Below are 19554 nucleotides of genomic sequence, written 5' to 3'. Positions count from 1 at the left end.
GATGGAGAGCGCTCTCCATTGAGCGAGATCATCCGACCGGGGGCGTGATCGTGGTGGTGAGCGGGAGGGCGCCGGCGGAGGGGCCGGCGAGGACGACGTAAGGCCCGGGGTCGGTTTGCCAGGAGTGGTGGACGGTCGACCAGTGCTGGTACGACCGGGCGGTCAGGCGAAGGACCACTTCAGTGCATTCGCCGGGATCCGCGGTGGCGGGGGCGTAAGCGGCCAGCCAGCGGTGGGGGCGGGAGATCGTGGGGCCGGGGTGGGAGAGGTAGAGCTGGACGAGTTCGCGGCCGGGGCGGGGGCCGGTGTTGCGGAGGCGTACGCGGATGGTTAGGGGGTTGTCGGCGGTGATGGACTCGTACGACCAGGTGGTGTAGCCGAGGCCGTGGCCGAACCAGTAGGTGGGGGAGTCGGGGTGGCGGAGCCAGGCGCGGTAGCCGATGTCGAGGGATTCGGTGTAGGTGAGGGCGCCCGCGGTGGGGGTGGTTGTGGCGATGGGTGAATCGTTCCAGGTGGTGGGGAGGCGGCCGCCGGGTTCTGTGCCGCCGAGCAGGATGTCGGCGAGGCCGTGGCCGGCCTGCTGGCCGGGGAACCAGGTCAGCAGGAGGGCGGGGATCTGGGTGTGCCAGGGCATGGCGATCGGGCCGCCGGAGTTGACGATCACGATGGTGCGCGGGTTGGCGGCGGCGACGGTGGTGACCAGGTCGTTCTGGCGGCCGGGGAGGGCGAGGGTGGTGCGGTCGCGGCCCTCGCTTTCGATCTCTTCGGTGGTGCCGATGACGACGACGGCGATGTCGCAGGTCCGGGCCAGGTCGGCGGCGGCGGCGAGTTCGCGATCGTCGTCGAGGCGGGGTGGATCGGCGGCGAGTACGGTGGCGCGGCCGGTGTCGGGGGCGAGCTGCCGCCTGGCGACGAGTTCGACGGGGGTCTGCGCGGTGAGGGCGAGGTGCGCGGTGCGGTAGGGCGGGTGCAGGTGCACGGTCGCGGGGTCGTCGGTGTCGCGCGGGATCTCCTCGTCCAGGAGCGTACGGCCGTCGGCTTCCAGGGTGACCCGCCCCCATCCGGCGACAGCCAGCCGCCAATTTCCGGATATAGCCGGATTTAGCAGGGCGCGGACTTCGACGGTCGCGGCGGAGTCGACCACGGTTGGTTCCAGGAGGCGGCCAGTCAGGCGATGTTCGGCATGGATCTCCACTTCGTCGGCGTCCAGGATCCTGACGAGCAGGCCGGGTTCGCCGGTGCGGGGATTGCGGGCGTTCACGGTTTCCAGTGGTGTGGGGAGATCGGTTGTCGACACCCCAGGGGCGTACGCGACCTCGGCGGTTCCGCACAAAGCATCGCGAATGCCTTCCAGCGGCGAGACGACGGAATCCGGATATACCCCGGCGCTTCCCCCGCCCTGGATCCGGACGGCCGCCGCGTTCGGCCCGATCACGGCCACTCGCCGCAGGCTTGCGGGGTCGAGCGGCAACAAGGCGCCCTCGTTCCGCAACAAGACACATCCCGCGGCAACCGCCTGCCGCAACAACGCGGCGGTGCGATCGGGAACCGGGTCACCATGACCGCCTCGCGACGCGAGGGCGCGCGGCCGGTGCCCCTCAGCGGTCGCGTCCATCACGTCATCTCCGCCGGGATCCAGCGCCCCCACGCGCTCGGCCAGGCGCAGGATGCGGCGGACCTTGTCGTCGATGGCGGACTCGGGAACCTCACCGGATCGTACGGCGGCCAGGAGAGCGTCACCCCAGTACGCGTTCGGACCGGGCATGGCCAGATCCTGCGCGGCCCGTGCAGAAGCCAGAGTGGAGCGCACTCCGCCCCAATCGGAGATGACGACCCCGTCGAACCCCCAGCGCTCCTTCAACGGATCCGCGAGCAGAGGACTCTCCGACATCGTCGTCCCATTTACCGCGTTATATCCGGACATGATGACCCAGGCTCCGGCGTTGACCGCTTCCTCGAAGGGGGCCAGATAGAGCTCATGCAGGGCCTGTTCGTCGACGCGGACGTCGACCGTCATCCGCTCGGTCTCGGAGTCGTTCGCGGTGAAGTGCTTGGCGGTGGCCGCCACCCCGCCGGATTGCACGCCCCGGATGTAAGCCGCGCCGATCCGCCCGGTCAGCAGCGGATCCTCCGAGAAGCACTCGAAATGGCGACCACCCAGCCCAGAGCGGTGCAGGTTGAGCGTGGGCGCCAGCAGGATGTGCACCCCCTTCCGCCGGGCTTCGGCGGCGAGCAGCGCGCCGAGCCGCTCGACCAGGTCCTCGTCCCAGGTCGCGGCAAGCGCGGTGGGCGAGGGCAGGGTCGGCGAGGTGTTCCTCTCGTCCCAGCCTTCCCCGCGCACTCCCACCGGCCCATCGGAGCTGATCATGGCGCGCAGCCCGATGGCGGGCTCGGCGTGGGTACGCCACACCGTCGCGCCGGCGAGCAGCCGGACCTTCTGCGCCAGGTCCAGTTTCTCCACCAGGTGGTCGAGCTCGTCGTCGATCACGCCAGGTCCTCTCGTCGAGTACGGAGAGCGCTCTCCATTAGGCCCTAGGGTCAGGGCCCGCTCCGATCCGTGTCAATGGCCAAGCTCAGAACCCCTCACGCCGATAAATCCAGAAAAATCGTGTGTCGGGAAAGTGAGCGGAACATTTCGGATTGGGACGATCCCCCCTTGACAACCCTTGTCCGGCAGCGCCAATCTCTCGGTATGGAGAGCGCTCTCCCCAACGTTCCCGGTCCCGGCCGGCACCCCCCGTTCCGAGGAGAGCCCGTGCACCCGTCACCCAGCTCAGGCCGTCTGCGATTAGGCCTGGTCACCGCCATGATCGCCGCACTAGTCGCGGCCGGCCTGGCGCTCATCACCCCGGCCCTGGCCGCCGACACCCTGCTGTCCCAGGGCAAGCCCGCGACGGCCTCCTCCTCCGAGGGCGCCGCCTACGCCGCGTCCGCCGCCGTCGACGGCGACCTGACCGGCACCCGCTGGGCCAGCTCCTTCAGCGACCCGCAGTGGCTCCAGGTCGACCTGGGCTCCACGGCCACGGTCTCCCAGGTAGTCCTGACCTGGGAAGCCGCCTACGCCTCCGCGTTCAAGATCCAAACCTCCCCGAACGCAACAACCTGGACAGACATCTACACAACCACCACCGGCACCGGCGGCACACAAACCCTGAATATTTCCGGCAGCGGGCGCTATATCCGCATGTACGGCACCGCCCGCGGCACCGGCTACGGCTACTCCCTCTGGGAATTCCAGGTGTACGGCACGACCGGAACGCCAACCCCGACCCCCACCGCCACCTGCGACCCCCTCAACATCGCCCAGGGCAAACCCGCCACCGCCTCCTCGATTGAGAACGCGGGAACCCCCGCCTCCGCCGCCGTCGACGGCAACCCCACCGTCACCCGCTGGTCCAGCGCCTACAGCGACCCGCAGTGGCTCCAGATCGACCTCGGCACGACCTACCAGATCTGCAAGGTCGTCCTGACCTGGGAAGGCGCCTACGCCACCGCCTTCAAAATCCAGACCTCCCCGAACGCAACAACCTGGACAGACATCTACACAACCACCACCGGCACCGGCGGCACACAAACCCTGAATATTTCCGGCAGCGGGCGCTATATCCGCATGCACGGCACCGCCCGCAACACCGGCTGGGGCTACTCCCTCTACGAATTCGCCGTCCACGCGGGAACCACCACAAGCCCCAGCCCCAGCCCGAGTCCCAGCCCTTCCCCGTCCCCCGACCCCGGCAACTGGACCGAAGTCTGGCGAGACGACTTCACCGGCCCCGCCGGAACCTCCCCCAGCGCCGCCAACTGGCTCCTCCGCACCGGCACCCAATACCCCGGCGGCGCAGCCAACTGGGGCACCGGCGAAGTAGAGACGATGTCCGCCTCCACCGCCAACGTCTCCCTCGACGGCACCGGCACCCTCGCCATCAAGGCCCTCAAGGACGGCGTCGGCGCCTGGACCTCCGGCCGCGTCGAAACCCAGCGCACCGACTTCGCCCCCCAACCCGGTGAAATGCTCCGCTTCAGTGCCCGCCTCAAGCAGCCCGACGTCGCCAACCCTCTCGGCTACTGGCCCGGCTTCCGCGCCACCGGCGCCGCCTACCGCGGCAACTACAACAACTGGCCCACCGTCGGCGAGACCGACATCATGACGAATGTCAACGGCCGCAACCAGCTCGCCAACACCCTCCACTGCGGCACCGCCCCCGACGGCGTCTGCAACGAGTACAACGGCCGCACCAGCGGTTTCGCCTCCTGCGACGGCTGCCAGACCGGCTACCACGAGTACACGCAGATCATCGACAGGACCAAGCAGGACGAGGAGATCCGCTTCTCCCTGGACGGCCGCCAGACCTGGGTGGTCCGCGAGAGCCAGGTCGGCGTGACCGCCTGGCAGGCCGCCGTGCACCACGGCTTCTACCTCCGCTTCGACCTGGCCATCGGCGGCTCCCTCCCGAACGCGCTCGCGGGCACGACCACACCCACCGCGGACACCACCTCCGGCGGCACGCTCAACGTCGACTGGGTTTCGGTCGCCCGCCAATCCGGGACGACTCCCACTCCGATGACCGACCCCGCCACTCCGGCCGGCCCGAGCGTCGTCCGCGTCACCGGAACGCAGGGCAACTGGCAGCTGACCGTCAACGGCGGGCCGTACGAGATCAAGGGCCTGACCTACGGCCCGCCGCAGGCCGCCGCCGACGGCTACATGCGCGACCTCAAGGCGATGGGCGTCAACACGATCCGCACCTGGGGCGTGGACGACACCCAGACGCCGGTCCTGCTCGACCGCGCCGCCCAGCAAGGCATCAAGGTGATCGTCGGGCACTGGCTCAACCAGGGCGCCGACTACGTCAACGACACCGCGTACAAGACGAGCGTGAAGAACGAGATCGTCGCGCGGGTCAACGCGCTGAAGAACCGGCAGGGCGTGCTGATGTGGGACGTCGGCAACGAGGTCATCCTGACCATGCAGGACCATGGTCTCCCGGCCGACGTGGTGGAGGCCCGCCGGGTGGCGTACGCGAAGTTCGTCAACGAGGTCGCCGACGCCATCCACGCCGCCGACCCGAACCACCCGGTCACCTCGACCGACGCGTACACCCACGCCTGGACGTACTACAAGGCGCACTCCCCGTCGCTGGACCTGCTCGCGGTGAACTCCTACGGCGCGATCGGCACCGTACGCACCGACTGGATCAGCGGCGGCTACACCAAGCCCTACATCGTCACCGAGGCCGGCCCCGACGGCGAGTGGGAGGTCCCCAACGACGTCAACGGCGTCCCGACCGAGCCGACCGACCTGCAGAAACGTGCCATGTACACGGCCAGCTGGAACGCCATCCACGGCCACACCGGGGTCGCGCTCGGGGCCACCGAGTTCCACTACGGCCTGGAGAACGACTTCGGCGGCGTCTGGCTGAACACCTTCACCGGCGGCTGGCGGCGGCACGGCTACCACGCGCTGAAGCAGGCCTATTCGGGCGTGGCCTCGGCCAACACCCCGCCCGAGATCACCTCGATGACGGTGAGCACCCCCATCGCGGTCCCCGCCGGACAGCAGTTCACGGTGGAGGCCAACGCCACCGACCCCAACGGCGACCTGATCAGATACAACCTGATGTACAGCAACAAGCACATCAACGGCAACCGCGGCTTCGACCACGTGCGCTTCACCCAGACCGCGCCCGGCCGCTTCACGGTGACCGCGCCGCAGCAGATGGGCGTCTGGAAGGTGTACGTCTACGCGTACGACGGCCACGGCAACGTCGGCATCGAGCAGAAGTCGTTCCGGGTCGTGCCACCGGTGGTCCAGGGCACCAACGTGGCGATCGGCAAGCCGACCACCGCGTCCACGTCCCAGGCGACCGGCGACGGCGGCCCCTTCACCCCGAACCGCGCCACCGACGGCAGCTACACCTCCCGGTGGGCCAGCGAGTGGGCCGACCCACAGTGGATCCAGGTCGACCTGGGCGCGACCACCGCGATCAGGCACGTGCAACTCGCCTGGGAGTCCGCGTACGGCAAGGCGTACCAGGTCCAGACCTCGCCCAACGGCACAACCTGGACCAACGCCTTCACCACCACCACGGGTGACGGCGGCTTCGACGGCATCGACCTGAACGTGTCGGCCAGATACGTCCGGGTGAACATGACCCAGCGCGGCACTCCCTACGGCTACTCGCTCTGGGAGTTCGGCGTCTACAGCTGATCCGGGACGGCCGTCGCGCTCGACCAGCGCGAGCGCGACGGCCGCGGAGAACGCATGTCACGATGAGGTCTCAACGCGAACAACGGGCGACATTTCGTGATCTCACTGACATGAGGAGATTGCTGCTCGTGGCAGTCCTGCTGGTGGCCGGAGTCGTCCCGCGCGCTTCGTCCGCCGCGAGTACGGCCGGCCCTCGCTGGCCGTACCCGCAGAAGTTCTGCGACGAGCGGCCCCGCACGGCCGCCCCCGCCGGTTTCGGCCCGGCGCAGACCTTCGGCGGCGACGAGCACACCAACATCACCGGCGTCGGCTTCGAGCGGCGCGGCGACCGGACCGTGGCGGTCAGCACCGGCCAGGAAGGCACCCTGCGGGCCTGGGCGCTGCCGGGGCTGACGCCGCTCGGCGAGCCCGAGCGCGGCGGCGAGATCGGCCGTGAAACCGAGGACGTGCGGACCGGCCGCCTGAACGGCCGGACGGTACGCGTCACGGCAGGGGACGAGCTGCGGGTCGTGGACGCGGGCACCGGCCGCCTGATCGCGCCGATCATGTATCTCGGCGAGGACAACAACGTCCACGCGATGGTCCTGTTCACCCTTGGCGGCAGGCTCACCGCGGCCGTGAACGACAACGGCGGCGACGAGAACGAACCAGGCCCCGACGACGTCACCCTCTGGGACCTCGCCTCGGGGACGAAGGCCGGCAAGATCGACGGCGACTTCTCGACCGTGCGCACGGCGACGATCGGCGGCAGGGCCGTGCTGCTCACCGTCAACCTCGGCACCGACCGCTACGAGCTCGGGACCGCCTATCCGCCGGCCGGCACGGTCTCGCTCTGGGATCCGGCGACGCGGAAGGAGATCGCCCGGCTGCCCGGCCACCCGCCGCCCGCGCAGCCCAACGGGTACACCCGGCTGGTCTACGACCAGGTCCACCTGGCCGTCGGCGACCTGGACGGCCGTCCGGTCGCGCTCACCGGAGGCGGCGACAACGCGCTCCGCCTCTGGGATCTCACCACCGCGACGCAGCTCGCCGCCACGACCCCGATCGGCCACACCGACGAGATCGAGTCCTTCGCCGTAGCCGAGCGCGACGGCCGCAGGATCCTCGTCTCCGGCGGCGCAGACGGCACGGTCATGGTGTGGGACCTGGCCACCCGCCAACGCGTCGAGGTCCTGCGTGATACTGCCCCAACGGTGAAATATCCGCTCTTCACTGACATTCCGGGGATGAAGCCAATTTTGAGTACCTGGGATGACGAGTTGCGTTATTGGGAGCTCGGAGCCACGGGTGCGCTCGAACCGATACTGCCGGGATTGGGCGCCGGCTGGATTCTCTCCTTCCACGGTCGCCCCGCCCATCTCGGCGAGGAGTCCGGCCGGGTCCGCCTGCGCGACCTGGCCACCCGCGCGCCGATCGGCGCGCCCATCCCGATCACCGGCGAGCAGCCGGTCACCCGCGCCGTCGTCACCCAGCTGGCCGACCGGGACGTCGTGATCGACGTCAGGAACCGGATCAGGATCTGGGATCTGTACACCGGCCGCCGCCTCGGCACCATCCTCGACGTGCGCTCACCCGGCTCCCGGGAGGCCCGGCCCGACGTCGCCCAGGTGAGCTGCACGACCCTCGTGCTCAGCGGCGCCGGCCCCGTCGTCCGCGTCTGGGACCTGCGCACCGGCCGCGAGCTCCGCCAGCTCAACGGCCACGACGGCACGATCGTCCACATCAGGACCGGCGTCATCGGCGACCGCCCGATCGCGGTCACCACCGCCGAGGACGACACGGCCCGCGTCTGGAACCTGATCGACGGCACCCAGCTCGGCCCGCCGATCAGCGTCGACCGCCGCTACGGCGTCATCGAGCTGACCTACCTGAACGGCCGCACCCTGCTGATCCGGGCCGGCCGCGACGAACGGATCCGGATGTGGGACCTAGGCGGTTAACGAGGGCGCGTGCTCGCGGGCGTGCCGTACCAGGGTGAGCAGGATCTCCTTCACCGAATCTCGGTCGCGGACGTCGGAGAGCACCACCGGCACGTGTTCCGGTAGGGCGAGGGCCTTGCGCACGGCCTCCGGTGAGTGGCGGCGGGCGCCGTCGAAGCAGTTCACGGTTACTACGAATGGGATTTTTCGTTGTTCGAAGTAGTCCACCGCGGGGAACGCCTCGTTGAGGCGGCGGGTGTCGGCGATCACTACCGCGCCGAGGGCGCCGATGGACAGTTCATCCCACATGAACCAGAAGCGGTCCTGGCCCGGTGTGCCGAACAGGTAGATCCACAGGCCCTCGCGTAGCGTGATGCGGCCGAAGTCGAGCGCGACCGTGGTGGTGAGTTTCATCTCCACCCCGGTCGTGTCGTCCACCGCCGCGCTGCGGTCGCTGAGCAGCTCCTCGGTGTGCAGCGGCTGGATCTCGCTCACCGCCGACACCATCGTGGTCTTGCCCACGCCGAAGCCGCCCGCGACCAGGATCTTGATCGCCAAGGTCTCAGAGCGTGCGTAGTCCATTGAGCACTTCCTGATAGATCCGCTCGTTCATGGCGGCGGCGGAGGCCACCGGGCGGTCGATCGACACCAGGCCCTCCCGCCGCAGGTCGCTCAGCAGCACGCGGGTGATGTTGAGCGGCAGGCGCAGGTGCACGCCGATATCGGCCACCGTCGTCGGCCGGACGCACATCCGGAGCACCGTGATGTGCTCCGGCGACAACCCCACCGGCTCGTACGGCATGCCGAGCGTCGTCACCACCGCGACGACGTCGAACGCCTCCCCGATCGGCCGGGCCCGCCCGCCGGTCACCGCGTACATGCGGACCAGCGGCCCCGGGTCTTCCTCAGCGCCCATGAACCTGCCCGCTCGCGGCCCGTGGTCGCGTGCTCAGATGCTCCCCGACCCGTTTCACCAGCATGGTCAGTTCGTAGGTGACCACCCCGAGATCGGCGTCCGCGGCGGTCATGACGGCCAGCCTGGCGCCGTCCCCGGCCGCGGTGACGAACAGGAACGCCGCGTCCAGCTCGATGATCGTCTGCCGGACCCCGCCGACCCCGAACCGCCGCCCCGCCCCTTGGGCCAGGCTGTGGCTGCCGGCCGCGATCGCCGCCAGATGTTCGGTGTCCTCGCGGGTCAGGCCTTGGGAGCCGCCCATCGCCAGCCCGTCCGCGGAGAGCACGATCGCGTGCAGGACACCGGGTGTGCGCCGGATCAGGTCGTCGAGCAGCCAGTCCAGCTCCTTCGCGAGTTCAGCCATCCGTCGTGTCCTTTCGTGTGCCGTACAGGTCGGGCTGACCCGTTTCCCTGCGCCCGCGTTCCCAGCCGCGCTGCATGGCCGTCATCAGACCGGCCCGCCGCTCCGCCGTGGACGCGTCGATGTCAGCTTGGTTGCTCGGCCGTTCCGGCTCGGCGCCCCGCAACTGGGCGGCGAGATGAGTTTGCGGCACCCGCTGCGGCAACCCTTCCATATCGTCGTCTTCGCTCACGACGAGCGGCGGCGGCGGTGCGGACGGCGTGGGCGGTGGGGTGCGTGCCGGGGGTGGCGGCGGGGGTGGCTGGTGCCGTACCGGGCGGGTGGGCATGGTTCCGGCGCGCTCGTCGGCGGCGGCCAGCATGCTCGGCGGGATCATCACGATCGCCGTCACCCCGTCGTACGGGGACGGGCGGAGGACCACCTTCACCCCGTGCCGGGCGGCCAGCCGGGCCACCACGAACAGGCCGAGCCGCTCGCTGTCGGCCAGGTCGAACTCGGGCGGTTCGGCCAGCCGCCGGTTGAGCGCCTCCAGCTTGGCCGGCTCGAGACCGAGGCCGCGGTCCTCGATCTCGATGGCGTAGCCGTTGGCGGCGATCTCGCCGCGGACGAACACCCGGGTGCCCGGCGGCGAGAACACGGTGGCGTTCTCGATCAGCTCGGCCACCAGGTGCATCAGGTCGGTGACGGCGGTGCCGACCACGGTCGGCGCGTGCCGCATCTCGTGCACGGTGACCCGGGTGTAGTCCTCCACCTCGGTGACCGAGCCGCGGACCAGGTCGAAGATCGGCACCGGCTCCCGCCAGCGGCGGCTCGGCGCGGAACCGGAGAGGATGATCAGGTTCTCGGCGTGGCGGCGCATGCGGGTGGACAGGTGGTCGAGCCGGAACAGGTCCTCCAGCGTCTCCGGCTCCTCCTCCCGGTGCTCCATCACCTCCAGCAGGCTGAGCTGGCGGTGCAGCAGCGACTGGCTGCGCCTGGCCAGGTTGAGGAAGACCTGGCCGACGCTGCGGCGCAGTTCCGCCTGCCCGACCGAGGCCCGCACGGCCTCGCTGAGCACCGAGTTGAACGCCTCGGAGACCTGCCTGACCTCGGCCGTCCGCCCCTCCGCCATGGTGGGGGTCTCCTCGGCCGGGTCCACGCTGTCGCCGCCGCGCAGCCGCCGTACCAGATCGGGCAGCCGGGTTCTGGCGATGTCGACCGCCGACTCCTGCAGGTCGCTCAGCTCGCGGACCAGGCGGCGGCCGAACCGGACCGAGACCAGGATCGACAGCACGACCGCGATCAGGCCGAGGCCGCTGATCAGCGCGGTCCTGGTGAACACGGCGGTGATCCGGGACTCGGCGTCGTCGAGCGCGCGCTCGATCGCGGCCGCGGTGACCCGCTCGATGGCGGCGCTCACCTCGCCGGCGTCCCGAACCCACTGCTCCAGCTCGTACGGCAGTTCGCCCGGCGTCGGCACGAACGCGATGATGCGGTCCTCGCCCGCCACCACCCCGCTGTACACGGGCAGCGCGAAGATCCGCTCCAGCTCCACGCGCAACTCCGGGCTCAGGTCGCTGTGGCCGTTGCGGAGCAGGAACTTCCGACTGCTGGCCAGCTCGCTGAAGGCCGTGTGGGTGGACGGCGCGAGATCCTTCTTGGCCACCGCGTCGGCGATCAGGCTCTGCTCGCGGGCCAGCAGGTCCACCGCCAGTTCGAGCGACCCGAGCGAGCGGATCTGCGAATACTGCTCCAGCGACATGCCGTCGTTGCGGGCCAGACCGGCCATGAAGCTGTAGATCCCGTCCACCAGGTCGCTGTAGACGCGCATCGCGGTCAGGCCGGTGCTGGTGCCCGTGTCGACCGACCGCCGGGTCGCCGACAGCCCGTCCAACTGGGTGATCAGTTCGGTGGTCTGCTCAGGCAGGGTCTGCGGGTCCTGCTCGGCGGTGGCCGCCCGGAACACGTCCAGGGCCTTGTCCGTGGCCCTGCGCTGCCTGGTCAGCTCGCCGCGCGCGCGGTCATCGTCATCGTCGTGGAGCGCGACAACGCTGAGCCTGCGTTCTTCGCGGATGTTGTTGTTGAGGCCCTCCACGGGACCCAGATAGGAGCTGTAACGTGCCGCGATCCCCAGCAGCGTGGTCGCTTCGCCGATGGCCGTGACCGCCGTATAGGCCCAGATCGCCGTCAGCGACAGCAGCGGGACCACGAGCAGGGAGAACGCCTTGGACCGAATGGTGTCACGTCTGAAACCCATGGCTCTCGTCTCGCTCGGGTGCTGGCGCCATCATGCAGCGCCCCCGAACGCACGGCAGCGCTGATTATGCGCCGCCACAATCAGAGCAACATAGTTCTCCTCCTGCCCCGCCCGCAACTCCGCTCAACTGCCGGAAACACCGGTGCCGGCGCGGAATGTGAATCACGGAGTGCACTCCGCGGCAGCCCGACGATGGGATAATCCCGGGCATCGGGGGATCGACCGTTCTGATCGAATGGGGACCACTGTGCCGGCGGAATCCGTCAGCTCACTGCTGCCCTATGGCGGCGCGCTGCTCGCGCTGTTCGTATTGCTGTGGATCGCCGACAAGTTCACCGGCGGCATCGTCGAGGAGCTCGGCAAGCGCTTGCTGGACCGCCTGCAGGCCGGGCCCGAGCACAACCTGCTCAAGCGCCGCGCGCTGAAGCTGTATGTCGCCGCTGTCCGCAAGAACTACGGCACCCACACGATGGGCTTCCGCCGCGACGACGCCCCGATCGCCGTCGAGGAGGTCTACATCCCCGTACGGTATGAATCCGACGGCGAGCGACTCGACGTCGAGGAGCGGCTGCGCAAAGCGGACCGCGCCGTGGTCGTCGGCGAACCGGGCGCCGGGAAGTCGATGCTGCTCAAACACCTGATGCTGGAGTGGACCAGGGACCCGCGCCGCGACCCGTCCGTCCCCGTGCTCGTCGACCTGCACCTGTACGGCACCAGCGGCGCGACGCTGAAGGACTTGGTCGCCCGGGCGCTGAGCCATGGCAAGTGGCAGTTCACGCTCAAGCAGCTCGACGCCGCCCTCGGGGAGGGCCGGTTGCGCCTGTACTTCGACGGCCTGGACGAGGTGCTGCGCGACCGCTACGCCGCGGCGCTGGCCGAGCTGAAGGACCTGGCCCAGCGGCACCACAGTTGCCCGATGGTCGTGACCTGCCGCGACGAGGTCTACGACGGCGAGCTGGCCGCCGAGTTCGGCCCGCCGATGAAGGTCGCCGACCTCGATGACGCGGCGCTGCGCCTGCTGCTGCGGCACCTGCTCAAGGACGACGAGCGGATGGAGTCGCTGTTCGGCGCGCTCCAGGCCAACCGCCCCGTGCTGAGCCTGGCGCGGAGCCCGATGCTGCTCACGATGATCGCGTACCTGCACCTGGAGGGCGTGTTCGGCGAACGGGGCGAGCGGATGCCGCGCTCACGCTCGGAGTTCTACGAGAAGGCCGTCGCGTACCTGCTCCGCCGCGACGAGGCCCGGGGCCTCGGCCAGGTCACCCGGCACGGTCCCGCCATCAAGCTGGCGATCCTGCGCAAGGTCGCGCTGATGCTGATGAGCAGGCAGGAGGCCGACGGCCGCGGCGACCGCAGGGCCATCACCCGCCGGGATCTGCTGGCGGTCATCCGGGCCGAGGGCGACGACTTCAACCTCGACCGCGCGGAGGCCGACGAGGTGATCCGCGAGATCGTCGAGCGCAGCCGGTTGCTGATCCGCCTGGAGGGGGCCGAGGAGCTCTACGGCTTCCGGCACCTGACGTTGCAGGAATACCTGGCGGCGCTGGAGCTGGGGAAGAACTGGGAGGAACTACTCCAGCATTATCGGCGTCATCCCGAGACGTGGCGTGAGGTCGTCCGGCTGTGGTGTGGCCTGGTAGCCGACGACTCGGCGCCGCTGCTGCGGGCGATCTACACCGGCGAGAGCGACGAGGGACGCGTGCTGGTCGTGCGCTGCCTGGCCGAGGCCACTCGGGTCGAGAGCGCGTTCGCCGACGAGGTCATCGGCCACTTCCTCGGCCAGCTGACCTCAGGCGTCGTGCTGGCGGACTCGACCGTCCGCGCACTGGGCGCGCTCGCGGGCGTCGGCGGCCCGCGCGGTAGGACGGTGCTGGACACGCTCCTGCGCATGGTCGGCCAGGCGCATCCAGGCGCCGTCGGCGAGCCTGCGGATCGCCTGCCGGTTCCCGCGCCCGCCATCGGCGAGCCCTGGCGCCAGGCGATCCGCGTGCTCGCCGCCTCCGGCCATTCCGAGGCCGGGGCCGCGCTGACCGAGCAGGCGTCGTTGGACCCGTTCGCCCGCGCTGAGCTGCGCTCGATGGGAGAGCTGGCGATCCCCCCGCTGCGAAAGGCCGCGCACCGGGGTCTGCTCTGGGCGATCGACGACATCGGCCTGATCGGCACCCCGGCCGCCGCCGAGGCGCTGGTGCCCCTGCTCGCGCCGGATTCCCCCGCGCCGGAGTCCGCGCGCCTGTCGGCCGCATGGTGGCTGGCGGTGCTGCTGAACAGCGACGACGTACGGGCCGTGCTGGACAAGGACCGTCGCGATGAGGTCGTGCCCGGTGAGCGCCTGGAGTGGGTCGTCAAGCCCTACCGGCGGGAGTGGTCGCCGCGTCTGTCGTCGGTCGTGGGCAGGGTCGCCTGGCTTATCAGCGAGGGCATCAGGGCGGACGCCCTCGGCCCGCTGCCTCCGGTGACTCCGTTGATCGCATTGCCGTTGCACGCCGCCAGGCTGGGGTCCCGTGGTGGTGAGCGGGTGGTGTGGTCGATGGATGCCATCACGAAAAAGCGGATGGACGAGCTACGCGAGCACGTTCCCGGCGTCTCCGTCCTGGCGCATGTTCGGGGCTCTCCCCAGGAGAGCTACGCGATGCTTGAGAACGTGGGGCTGGCGGCACTTTCAGGGACCGTTGAACCGCGTGTGCAGGTCGCCGCTCAGGCCTTGGCGGACCGGGTCATCGACAAAACCGTAGAGGGCGGAGCCAGCAGGCAAATAATCCGCGCCCTCGACTGGCGCGTCGGGCTCATACTGGTGGCCAGCTTCGGAGCCAGGCGCTGCAGCCGGCAGGACTGGGAGGCGCTGGCGGAGCGCACACCGGAGCCACGCGTGCTGCGGCTGATCCGAACCATCGTGTGGGGGCTGCTGGCGTGGTGTTTTGCGATAGCGGGATCCGTGAGGCTGTGGGGCACAATCACCGGATCGTGGACGTTTGGTCCGGCATGGATCGCCTGGATCGTTGCGGTGGCCACCGTCGTCGTGATCGCCAGCGTAGTGATCGTCGTGTTGGAGGACATGGGCAAGCTGTCCAACGATCTCCTTGGCGGGGTGAGCGGGTTCACCATGCTATTCGGGGGCTTTATCGTCGCGTCCGGGTTCCTCATCTATGGCGCGGTCACCACCGTCGCGTGGCTGGAGCCGTCGATCGGGACCTGGGCAGGCTGGGTCGTCGTCGTGGCCTCGGCAGGCTTGGCGTTGCTCCTAGGCAAGGCCGTGTCGTCGAAGACCCGGCGGTTCCAGAATCCGTTCCAGCGCATTTTGGGGAAGTGCGCGCCACATCTGCTTCCGGCTCCGGAAGAGGAGGCGTGACCGTCAGATCAGCGGGTAAAGCCCGCACTATGTACCGATGAGCGGTATATATAGATGACATGAGACAGATGCAGGAGCCGACGTTCCTGATCCTGACCGCGCTCGCGGCGGGGCCGCAGCACGGCTACGGCGTGATCACCGACGTGGCCGAGATCTCCGAGGGGCGAGTGGTGCTGAGGGCGGGGACCCTGTACGCCGCTCTCGACCGGCTTCGCGCCGAAGGACTGATCGAGGCCGATCGCGAAGAGATCGTCGACGGCCGGGTGCGCCGCTACTACCGGCTCACCGGCGAAGGCGCGACCCGCCTGGCCGAGGAGGTGGACCGGATCACCCGGCACGCCAACGCCGCCACCACCCGGCTGCGGCAGCGTTTCAGCACGGCCTGGGGGATGCCATGACCGATCTGGAAGCCCGGTACCGGCGGCTGCTGCGGTGGTATCCGCAGGCGCATCGCGCGGTGCACGAGGAGGAGATGCTCGGGGTCCTGATGGCGGGTGCGGAGCCGGGGCGCACCCGTCCGAAGGTCGCGGAATCGGCCGACCTGATCCGGGGAGCGGCGCGGATCCGGCTCCGGCACGCCTTCGGCCCGGAGTCGGGCCCGTCCTGGCGGAGCGCGTTCGCGCTGGCGGGGCTGGTCGCGACGCTGGTGCTGGCCTGCGAGCTGGTCCCTCAGTCCCTGTTCTTGTTCTGGAACGGGTATTTCTGGGCGCCCGCGACCGCGTTCGGTTTAGCGCTGGCGCTGGTGGCCGTGCTGATTCTGCGCGCGCCGCGCTGGCTGGCGGCGGGGGCGGCCTGGGCCTGGGCGGCCGGCTATCTGGCCTGGTCGCTGCCGCAGGTGTTGCCTCTCGATTTCTCTGACATGTACTCGTTCAGTTCCAGCCAGCCGTTACCCGTCGTTCTCCAGTTCGCGCCGGTCGTGCTGGTCGCGGTGCTGGTGACGCTGCGCCCGGACCGGCCGGTCGTGCCGTACCGGAAAGTGCTCGGCTGGTCGGCGCTGCTGGTCGGCGCGGGGCTGCCGCAGCTCTACCAGTTCGAGAACTGGTTCTACGAGACGATCGGTTCCCTGGGCTACGAGACGGAGGCCATCCTGTTCATGTTGCCGCTCACCGTGCTGGCGGTCCTCGCGGGCCAGGCCGCCCGCACCGCGACCGGTCGACGCACGATCGTGCTGGCCGCCGTCCCGGTGCTGCTCATGACCGGCTACGACCTGCTGGTCCTCTGGATGACCGGCTCCTGGCTGTTCGGCTCGCTCGGCCTGCTCATCCCGGCCGTCATCATGTTCGTGCTGGCCCGACGCGGAAAGCCGGTCCCCCAGACACCCGTGCCAGGCTGAGGTGCGATCGTGTGACCCCCAGCGATAACTGTCACTGAGTGCCTGCCGCGTCGAGGTCCTCGGCACCTCTTGCCCAGCGGTATTTGTCACTTGTTCCCAGGCGTGATTGTCACCTGGGCGGGGTCGCTTGCGGTTGTTGTCACCGTGATCATTCTGCTAGGACACAACTGTCACTCTGTGTATATAGATCCGAACGTTTCGTGATTTCTACGGTGGTGCGATGGTACCGCTGGGACGGTCTGACACAAGCGAGGTTCTCTCGCACCGCTGTGGCCTACTGGACCTGATCGTCGGAAATCCGGGAGCGGTGTCCTGGAGCGAGCTCGGCTGGACCATGAGCCCGGACTGGTCTCGGAGATGGACGACGTCGTGGCGGGTCAACAGCGCGGAAGTGGTCTGTCCCGTCCGTGACATCCCCTCGTTCGAGGTGCATCGGGCTGAGCCGGTGCGCCGGTTCACATGGCGGACGGGGCAAAGACATAGGCCCGGGCTGGCCTTCATGGTCAGTACGGGGCTGCAGGTGGGATTTGAGAGTCTGCAGGAAGCCAAGCTCCTGCTCGCACTGGACTTCCTGGGCGGGATCGCCACGCTGTTGTGTCAGCCGTTTTGGCTGCACTTCGTCACGCCAGACGGCGCTGTGAAGCATGCCCCCGATGTCCTGGTGATCACTACTACGGGGACCTGGCTGATCGATGTCCGCCCTCAGGGCCGGATCGGCGCGGAGGACCGGGTGAAGTTCGCCGCCACGGCGGAGGTCGCGCTGGCCTGCGGGTGGCGGTATCTGGTGGTGGCTGGCTGGCGGCAGCAGGTGATGACGACGCTGGACGGCATCTCCTCCCAGCGCCGGTCGTCGTCTGATCCATTGGAGCTGCGGCCGCTCATCCTGGACAGGACGCGATCCGGGCCCTGCTCCTTCGGCACGCTGGTGTCCGGCACGATCGCCCCGGCGGTCGCTCGCGCGCAGCTGCTGCACCTGTTGTGGTGGCGGCGGGCAGGCGTTGACCTGGCTCGCCCGCTCACCGACGACTCGATCATTTACCCCGGCGAGGAGGACGGGCGATGAGTGCGGGATTACTGAACCTTGCGGTCGGCTCGGACCTGGAGATGCATGGCATGCGCTGGGTGGTCGATCGACTCGAACCTCAGCACAGCCGGGTAGTGCTGACCAGCGAGAACGGGCTGCGGGAGCGCATGAACATCCGGTATTTGATCACTCACGCAGGCTTCGGAATGGAACCGCAGGCCGCGGGATCGCCGGCCAAGGGCAGCCGTCAGCCAGCCGTGCTCGACGATCTGACACCCCATCAGCAGGACCTGGTCGCCTTACGGATGGCGCACCTGCTGGAAGTCGCCACCGGCTTCCGCGGCGGCGCCCCCACACGGCCCGGCCCGGGCGAGCCGAAGGCGGCCTACGACCCGGCGATCACCACGCTCACCCAGAGGCGCCACGCGAAGGTCGCCGAACTGCGCATGCTCGACCGTGAGCACGCCCGGTTGCTGGCACTGGACAAGGTCGGCTACCGGACGTTGATCAGGTGGGAGGTCCGCAAGCGACGTTTTGGCGCGTTGGGCTGCGCGGACGGCCGGTGGCTCCGGCCGGGAGGCGGCCATCCCAGCGTCACCGACCTGGTCCTGGAAGCGATCTATGAGGTTCGGCAGGAGTCGTTACGACGCTCGCGGATGAGCATGGCCTCGCGCGAGGTGCTGCTGCGCCAGCTGGTCCTGCCCATGACGCAGCGCCCCGCACTGGCGGTTAGGGCGGTTGATGCCGAACGGAGGCGCCGACGTGAAGCGGCGGTTCCTCAGCAGTCCAGCCTGCCTCCCCGCCTGGGAGACAGCTACCGGCCGCGGCAACCTGTTCCTGTTGCCTGCCGTGGACACGGCAGAGAGCCCGGAGGACAGCGGACATGACTCAGCCTGAGCCTCCCGGAGATGTTGTCAGTCCGTTCGTGCTCCCGGCACCGCCACCGGACCGCGAGACCCTCGCGGGCTGGCAGCATTATCGGCTCAGCCGGGCATCCTTCCTCCCGGCACCGCGGCTGACGCTGGCGGACTACCGCCGGCTGGGCCCGCGCCGCAAAGCGCTGCATGACCTGCACCGCACCGCCACGCACGTCAACCTGCCGTTGCTGGAGACCCCGATGAGCGCGGCCGTCGACCGGCTGATGCGGTTCCGGATCCAGAACAACCTGCTGAAGACCAAGGCGACCACGCAGTCCGGTCTGATGATCTCCGGGGGCGGTTTCCAGGGGAAGACGGAAACGGTCTGCGACAGCGCGGCCGCCTTCGAGGACTTCCTGCGTGATCTGCACCAGCAGCTCAACCCTGACGCCGTCGCGGGAACCAGGGATCTGCACGCCCCGGTCGCCTACGTCCAGACACCCGTGACCGCCAAGCCGAAGAGCGTCTGCGAAGCCATCCTCGACTTCTTCGGCGCACCGATCCCCCGGGGCGCGACCCTGCCCCAGCTCTGCCGACTGGTCCGCGCATCGCTGCGTGACCATGGCACCCGCGTACTGATCCTGGACGATGTGACCCGGCTGAAGATGCACCGCGAAGCCGACCAGGACGCCCTCGACCTGATGCGCGGGCTGATGAGCATGAACGTCACGCTCATCCTCGTGGGAGTCGGCATCCGAAAATCAGGCCTGCTGACCGGTGGACACCACGACCCGGCATCCGGCCAATGGCACTTCCCACCCCGCAAGGGCGGCAAGAGCTACTTCAACGACGAGGCCGGGACGCAGACCGACCGGCGCTTCGATCTGATCGACCTCAACCCCTTCCGCTACGACACTCCGGCCGGTATCGCGACCTGGGCCCACCACCTGGCCGGCATGGAGGACTGCCTGCGGCTGTTCCGTGCCGAACCGGGCATGCTGACCACCGGCGACATGCCGGAATACCTGTTCCGCCGCACCCAGGGAGTCGTCGGCCTGCTGGAACGGCTCATCGAAGACGGCTGCGCGGCCGCGATCGACAGCGGCACAGAGAAACTCACCGTCAGCCTCCTGGATGGCATTGCCATCGAGTTGCGCGACGTCTCCGGACGCGACCCTGAAGCCGGGGAGATCCCCGAAATTCCTGCCCCTCCGGCAACCTCGCCCCCCGCCAAACGCGGCCGCAACACGGTCTTTGACGACCGGGGACCGGCCAGCAGGCCCTCAGCGAGCTGACCACAGAACCGACCACGGAA

General features: G+C 69.2%; 13 protein-coding genes. 8 read left to right on the top strand and 5 right to left on the bottom strand.

Annotated features, from left to right (window positions below; all coding sequences use genetic code 11):
- Positions 1-28: 28 nt before the first annotated feature.
- The gene (locus Amac_RS40175; RefSeq protein ID WP_155359672.1) at positions 29-2488 is read right to left on the bottom strand and encodes a glycoside hydrolase family 3 C-terminal domain-containing protein; all 2460 of its coding nucleotides are present in this window, start codon (positions 2486-2488) and stop codon (positions 29-31) included.
- A 267-nt stretch (positions 2489-2755) separates the two neighbouring features.
- Here Amac_RS40175 and Amac_RS40170 point away from each other — a divergent pair, with 267 nt between their 5' ends.
- Positions 2756-6208, top strand: coding sequence for a discoidin domain-containing protein (locus Amac_RS40170; RefSeq protein WP_246269017.1), 3453 nt, complete (start codon positions 2756-2758; stop codon positions 6206-6208).
- 128 nt (positions 6209-6336) lie between these two features.
- Positions 6337-8148, top strand: coding sequence for a WD40 repeat domain-containing protein (locus tag Amac_RS40165; RefSeq protein WP_155359671.1), 1812 nt, complete (start codon positions 6337-6339; stop codon positions 8146-8148).
- On the opposite strand, the gene Amac_RS40160 is transcribed toward Amac_RS40165, so the two are convergent.
- From Amac_RS40160 to Amac_RS40145, 4 genes are read right to left on the bottom strand one after another with little or no spacing between them, the layout of a single operon-like run.
- Positions 8137-8709 carry a GTP-binding protein gene (locus Amac_RS40160; protein ID WP_155359670.1) on the bottom strand — a complete coding sequence of 191 codons (573 nt, stop codon included), beginning with the start codon at positions 8707-8709 and terminating at the stop codon, positions 8137-8139. The two genes, Amac_RS40165 and Amac_RS40160, sit on opposite strands and share 12 nt — an antisense overlap.
- Positions 8690-9043, bottom strand: a complete 354-nt coding sequence (locus tag Amac_RS40155; RefSeq protein ID WP_155359669.1) for a DUF742 domain-containing protein — start codon at positions 9041-9043, stop codon at positions 8690-8692. The genes Amac_RS40160 and Amac_RS40155 overlap by 20 nt, the downstream gene beginning before the upstream one ends.
- Positions 9033-9446, bottom strand: a complete 414-nt coding sequence (locus Amac_RS40150; RefSeq protein WP_155359668.1) for a roadblock/LC7 domain-containing protein — start codon at positions 9444-9446, stop codon at positions 9033-9035. Before Amac_RS40150 ends, Amac_RS40155 begins: the two co-directional genes overlap by 11 nt.
- Positions 9439-11679, bottom strand: coding sequence for a sensor histidine kinase (locus Amac_RS40145; protein WP_155359667.1), 2241 nt, complete (start codon positions 11677-11679; stop codon positions 9439-9441). The genes Amac_RS40150 and Amac_RS40145 overlap by 8 nt, the downstream gene beginning before the upstream one ends.
- A gap of 235 nt (positions 11680-11914) precedes the next feature.
- Here Amac_RS40145 and Amac_RS40140 point away from each other — a divergent pair, with 235 nt between their 5' ends.
- The 6 genes from Amac_RS40140 (at position 11915) to Amac_RS40115 (ending at position 19534) form a co-directional block, all read left to right on the top strand.
- Complete coding sequence (locus Amac_RS40140) at positions 11915-15025, top strand: NACHT domain-containing protein (RefSeq protein WP_155359666.1); 3111 nt, start codon at positions 11915-11917, stop codon at positions 15023-15025.
- 59 nt (positions 15026-15084) lie between these two features.
- Positions 15085-15423: a PadR family transcriptional regulator gene (locus Amac_RS40135; protein ID WP_155359665.1), complete on the top strand. Its 339-nt coding sequence runs from the start codon at positions 15085-15087 to the stop codon at positions 15421-15423.
- Positions 15420-16358 carry a hypothetical protein gene (locus Amac_RS40130; RefSeq protein WP_155359664.1) on the top strand — a complete coding sequence of 313 codons (939 nt, stop codon included), beginning with the start codon at positions 15420-15422 and terminating at the stop codon, positions 16356-16358. The genes Amac_RS40135 and Amac_RS40130 overlap by 4 nt, the downstream gene beginning before the upstream one ends.
- Positions 16359-16578: 220 nt before the next feature.
- Positions 16579-17421 carry a TnsA-like heteromeric transposase endonuclease subunit gene (locus tag Amac_RS40125; protein ID WP_155359663.1) on the top strand — a complete coding sequence of 281 codons (843 nt, stop codon included), beginning with the start codon at positions 16579-16581 and terminating at the stop codon, positions 17419-17421.
- The gene (locus Amac_RS40120; protein WP_155359662.1) at positions 17418-18269 is read left to right on the top strand and encodes a hypothetical protein; all 852 of its coding nucleotides are present in this window, start codon (positions 17418-17420) and stop codon (positions 18267-18269) included. The genes Amac_RS40125 and Amac_RS40120 overlap by 4 nt, the downstream gene beginning before the upstream one ends.
- A complete protein-coding gene (locus Amac_RS40115) occupies positions 18266-19534 on the top strand; it encodes an ATP-binding protein (protein ID WP_155359661.1) in 1269 nt (422 codons plus the stop codon). Before Amac_RS40120 ends, Amac_RS40115 begins: the two co-directional genes overlap by 4 nt.
- Positions 19535-19554 lie beyond the last annotated feature (20 nt).

Source organism: Acrocarpospora macrocephala (assembly GCF_009687865.1).
Classification (GTDB): Bacteria; Actinomycetota; Actinomycetes; order Streptosporangiales; family Streptosporangiaceae; genus Acrocarpospora; species Acrocarpospora macrocephala.
The sequence above is the reverse complement of the archived record's forward strand: the minus strand, read 5'-3'. Positions and strand labels throughout refer to the sequence as shown.

Coding starts and splice junctions, on each gene's coding strand:
- Amac_RS40125 (WP_155359663.1), top strand. CDS start 16,579: ATGGTACCGCTGGGACGGTCTGACACAAGCGAGGTTCTCTCGCACCGC.
- Amac_RS40140 (WP_155359666.1), top strand. CDS start 11,915: ATGGGGACCACTGTGCCGGCGGAATCCGTCAGCTCACTGCTGCCCTAT.
- Amac_RS40145 (WP_155359667.1), bottom strand. CDS start 11,679: ATGGGTTTCAGACGTGACACCATTCGGTCCAAGGCGTTCTCCCTGCTC.
- Amac_RS40135 (WP_155359665.1), top strand. CDS start 15,085: ATGAGACAGATGCAGGAGCCGACGTTCCTGATCCTGACCGCGCTCGCG.
- Amac_RS40150 (WP_155359668.1), bottom strand. CDS start 9,446: ATGGCTGAACTCGCGAAGGAGCTGGACTGGCTGCTCGACGACCTGATC.
- Amac_RS40155 (WP_155359669.1), bottom strand. CDS start 9,043: ATGGGCGCTGAGGAAGACCCGGGGCCGCTGGTCCGCATGTACGCGGTG.
- Amac_RS40120 (WP_155359662.1), top strand. CDS start 17,418: ATGAGTGCGGGATTACTGAACCTTGCGGTCGGCTCGGACCTGGAGATG.
- Amac_RS40160 (WP_155359670.1), bottom strand. CDS start 8,709: ATGGACTACGCACGCTCTGAGACCTTGGCGATCAAGATCCTGGTCGCG.
- Amac_RS40115 (WP_155359661.1), top strand. CDS start 18,266: ATGACTCAGCCTGAGCCTCCCGGAGATGTTGTCAGTCCGTTCGTGCTC.
- Amac_RS40130 (WP_155359664.1), top strand. CDS start 15,420: ATGACCGATCTGGAAGCCCGGTACCGGCGGCTGCTGCGGTGGTATCCG.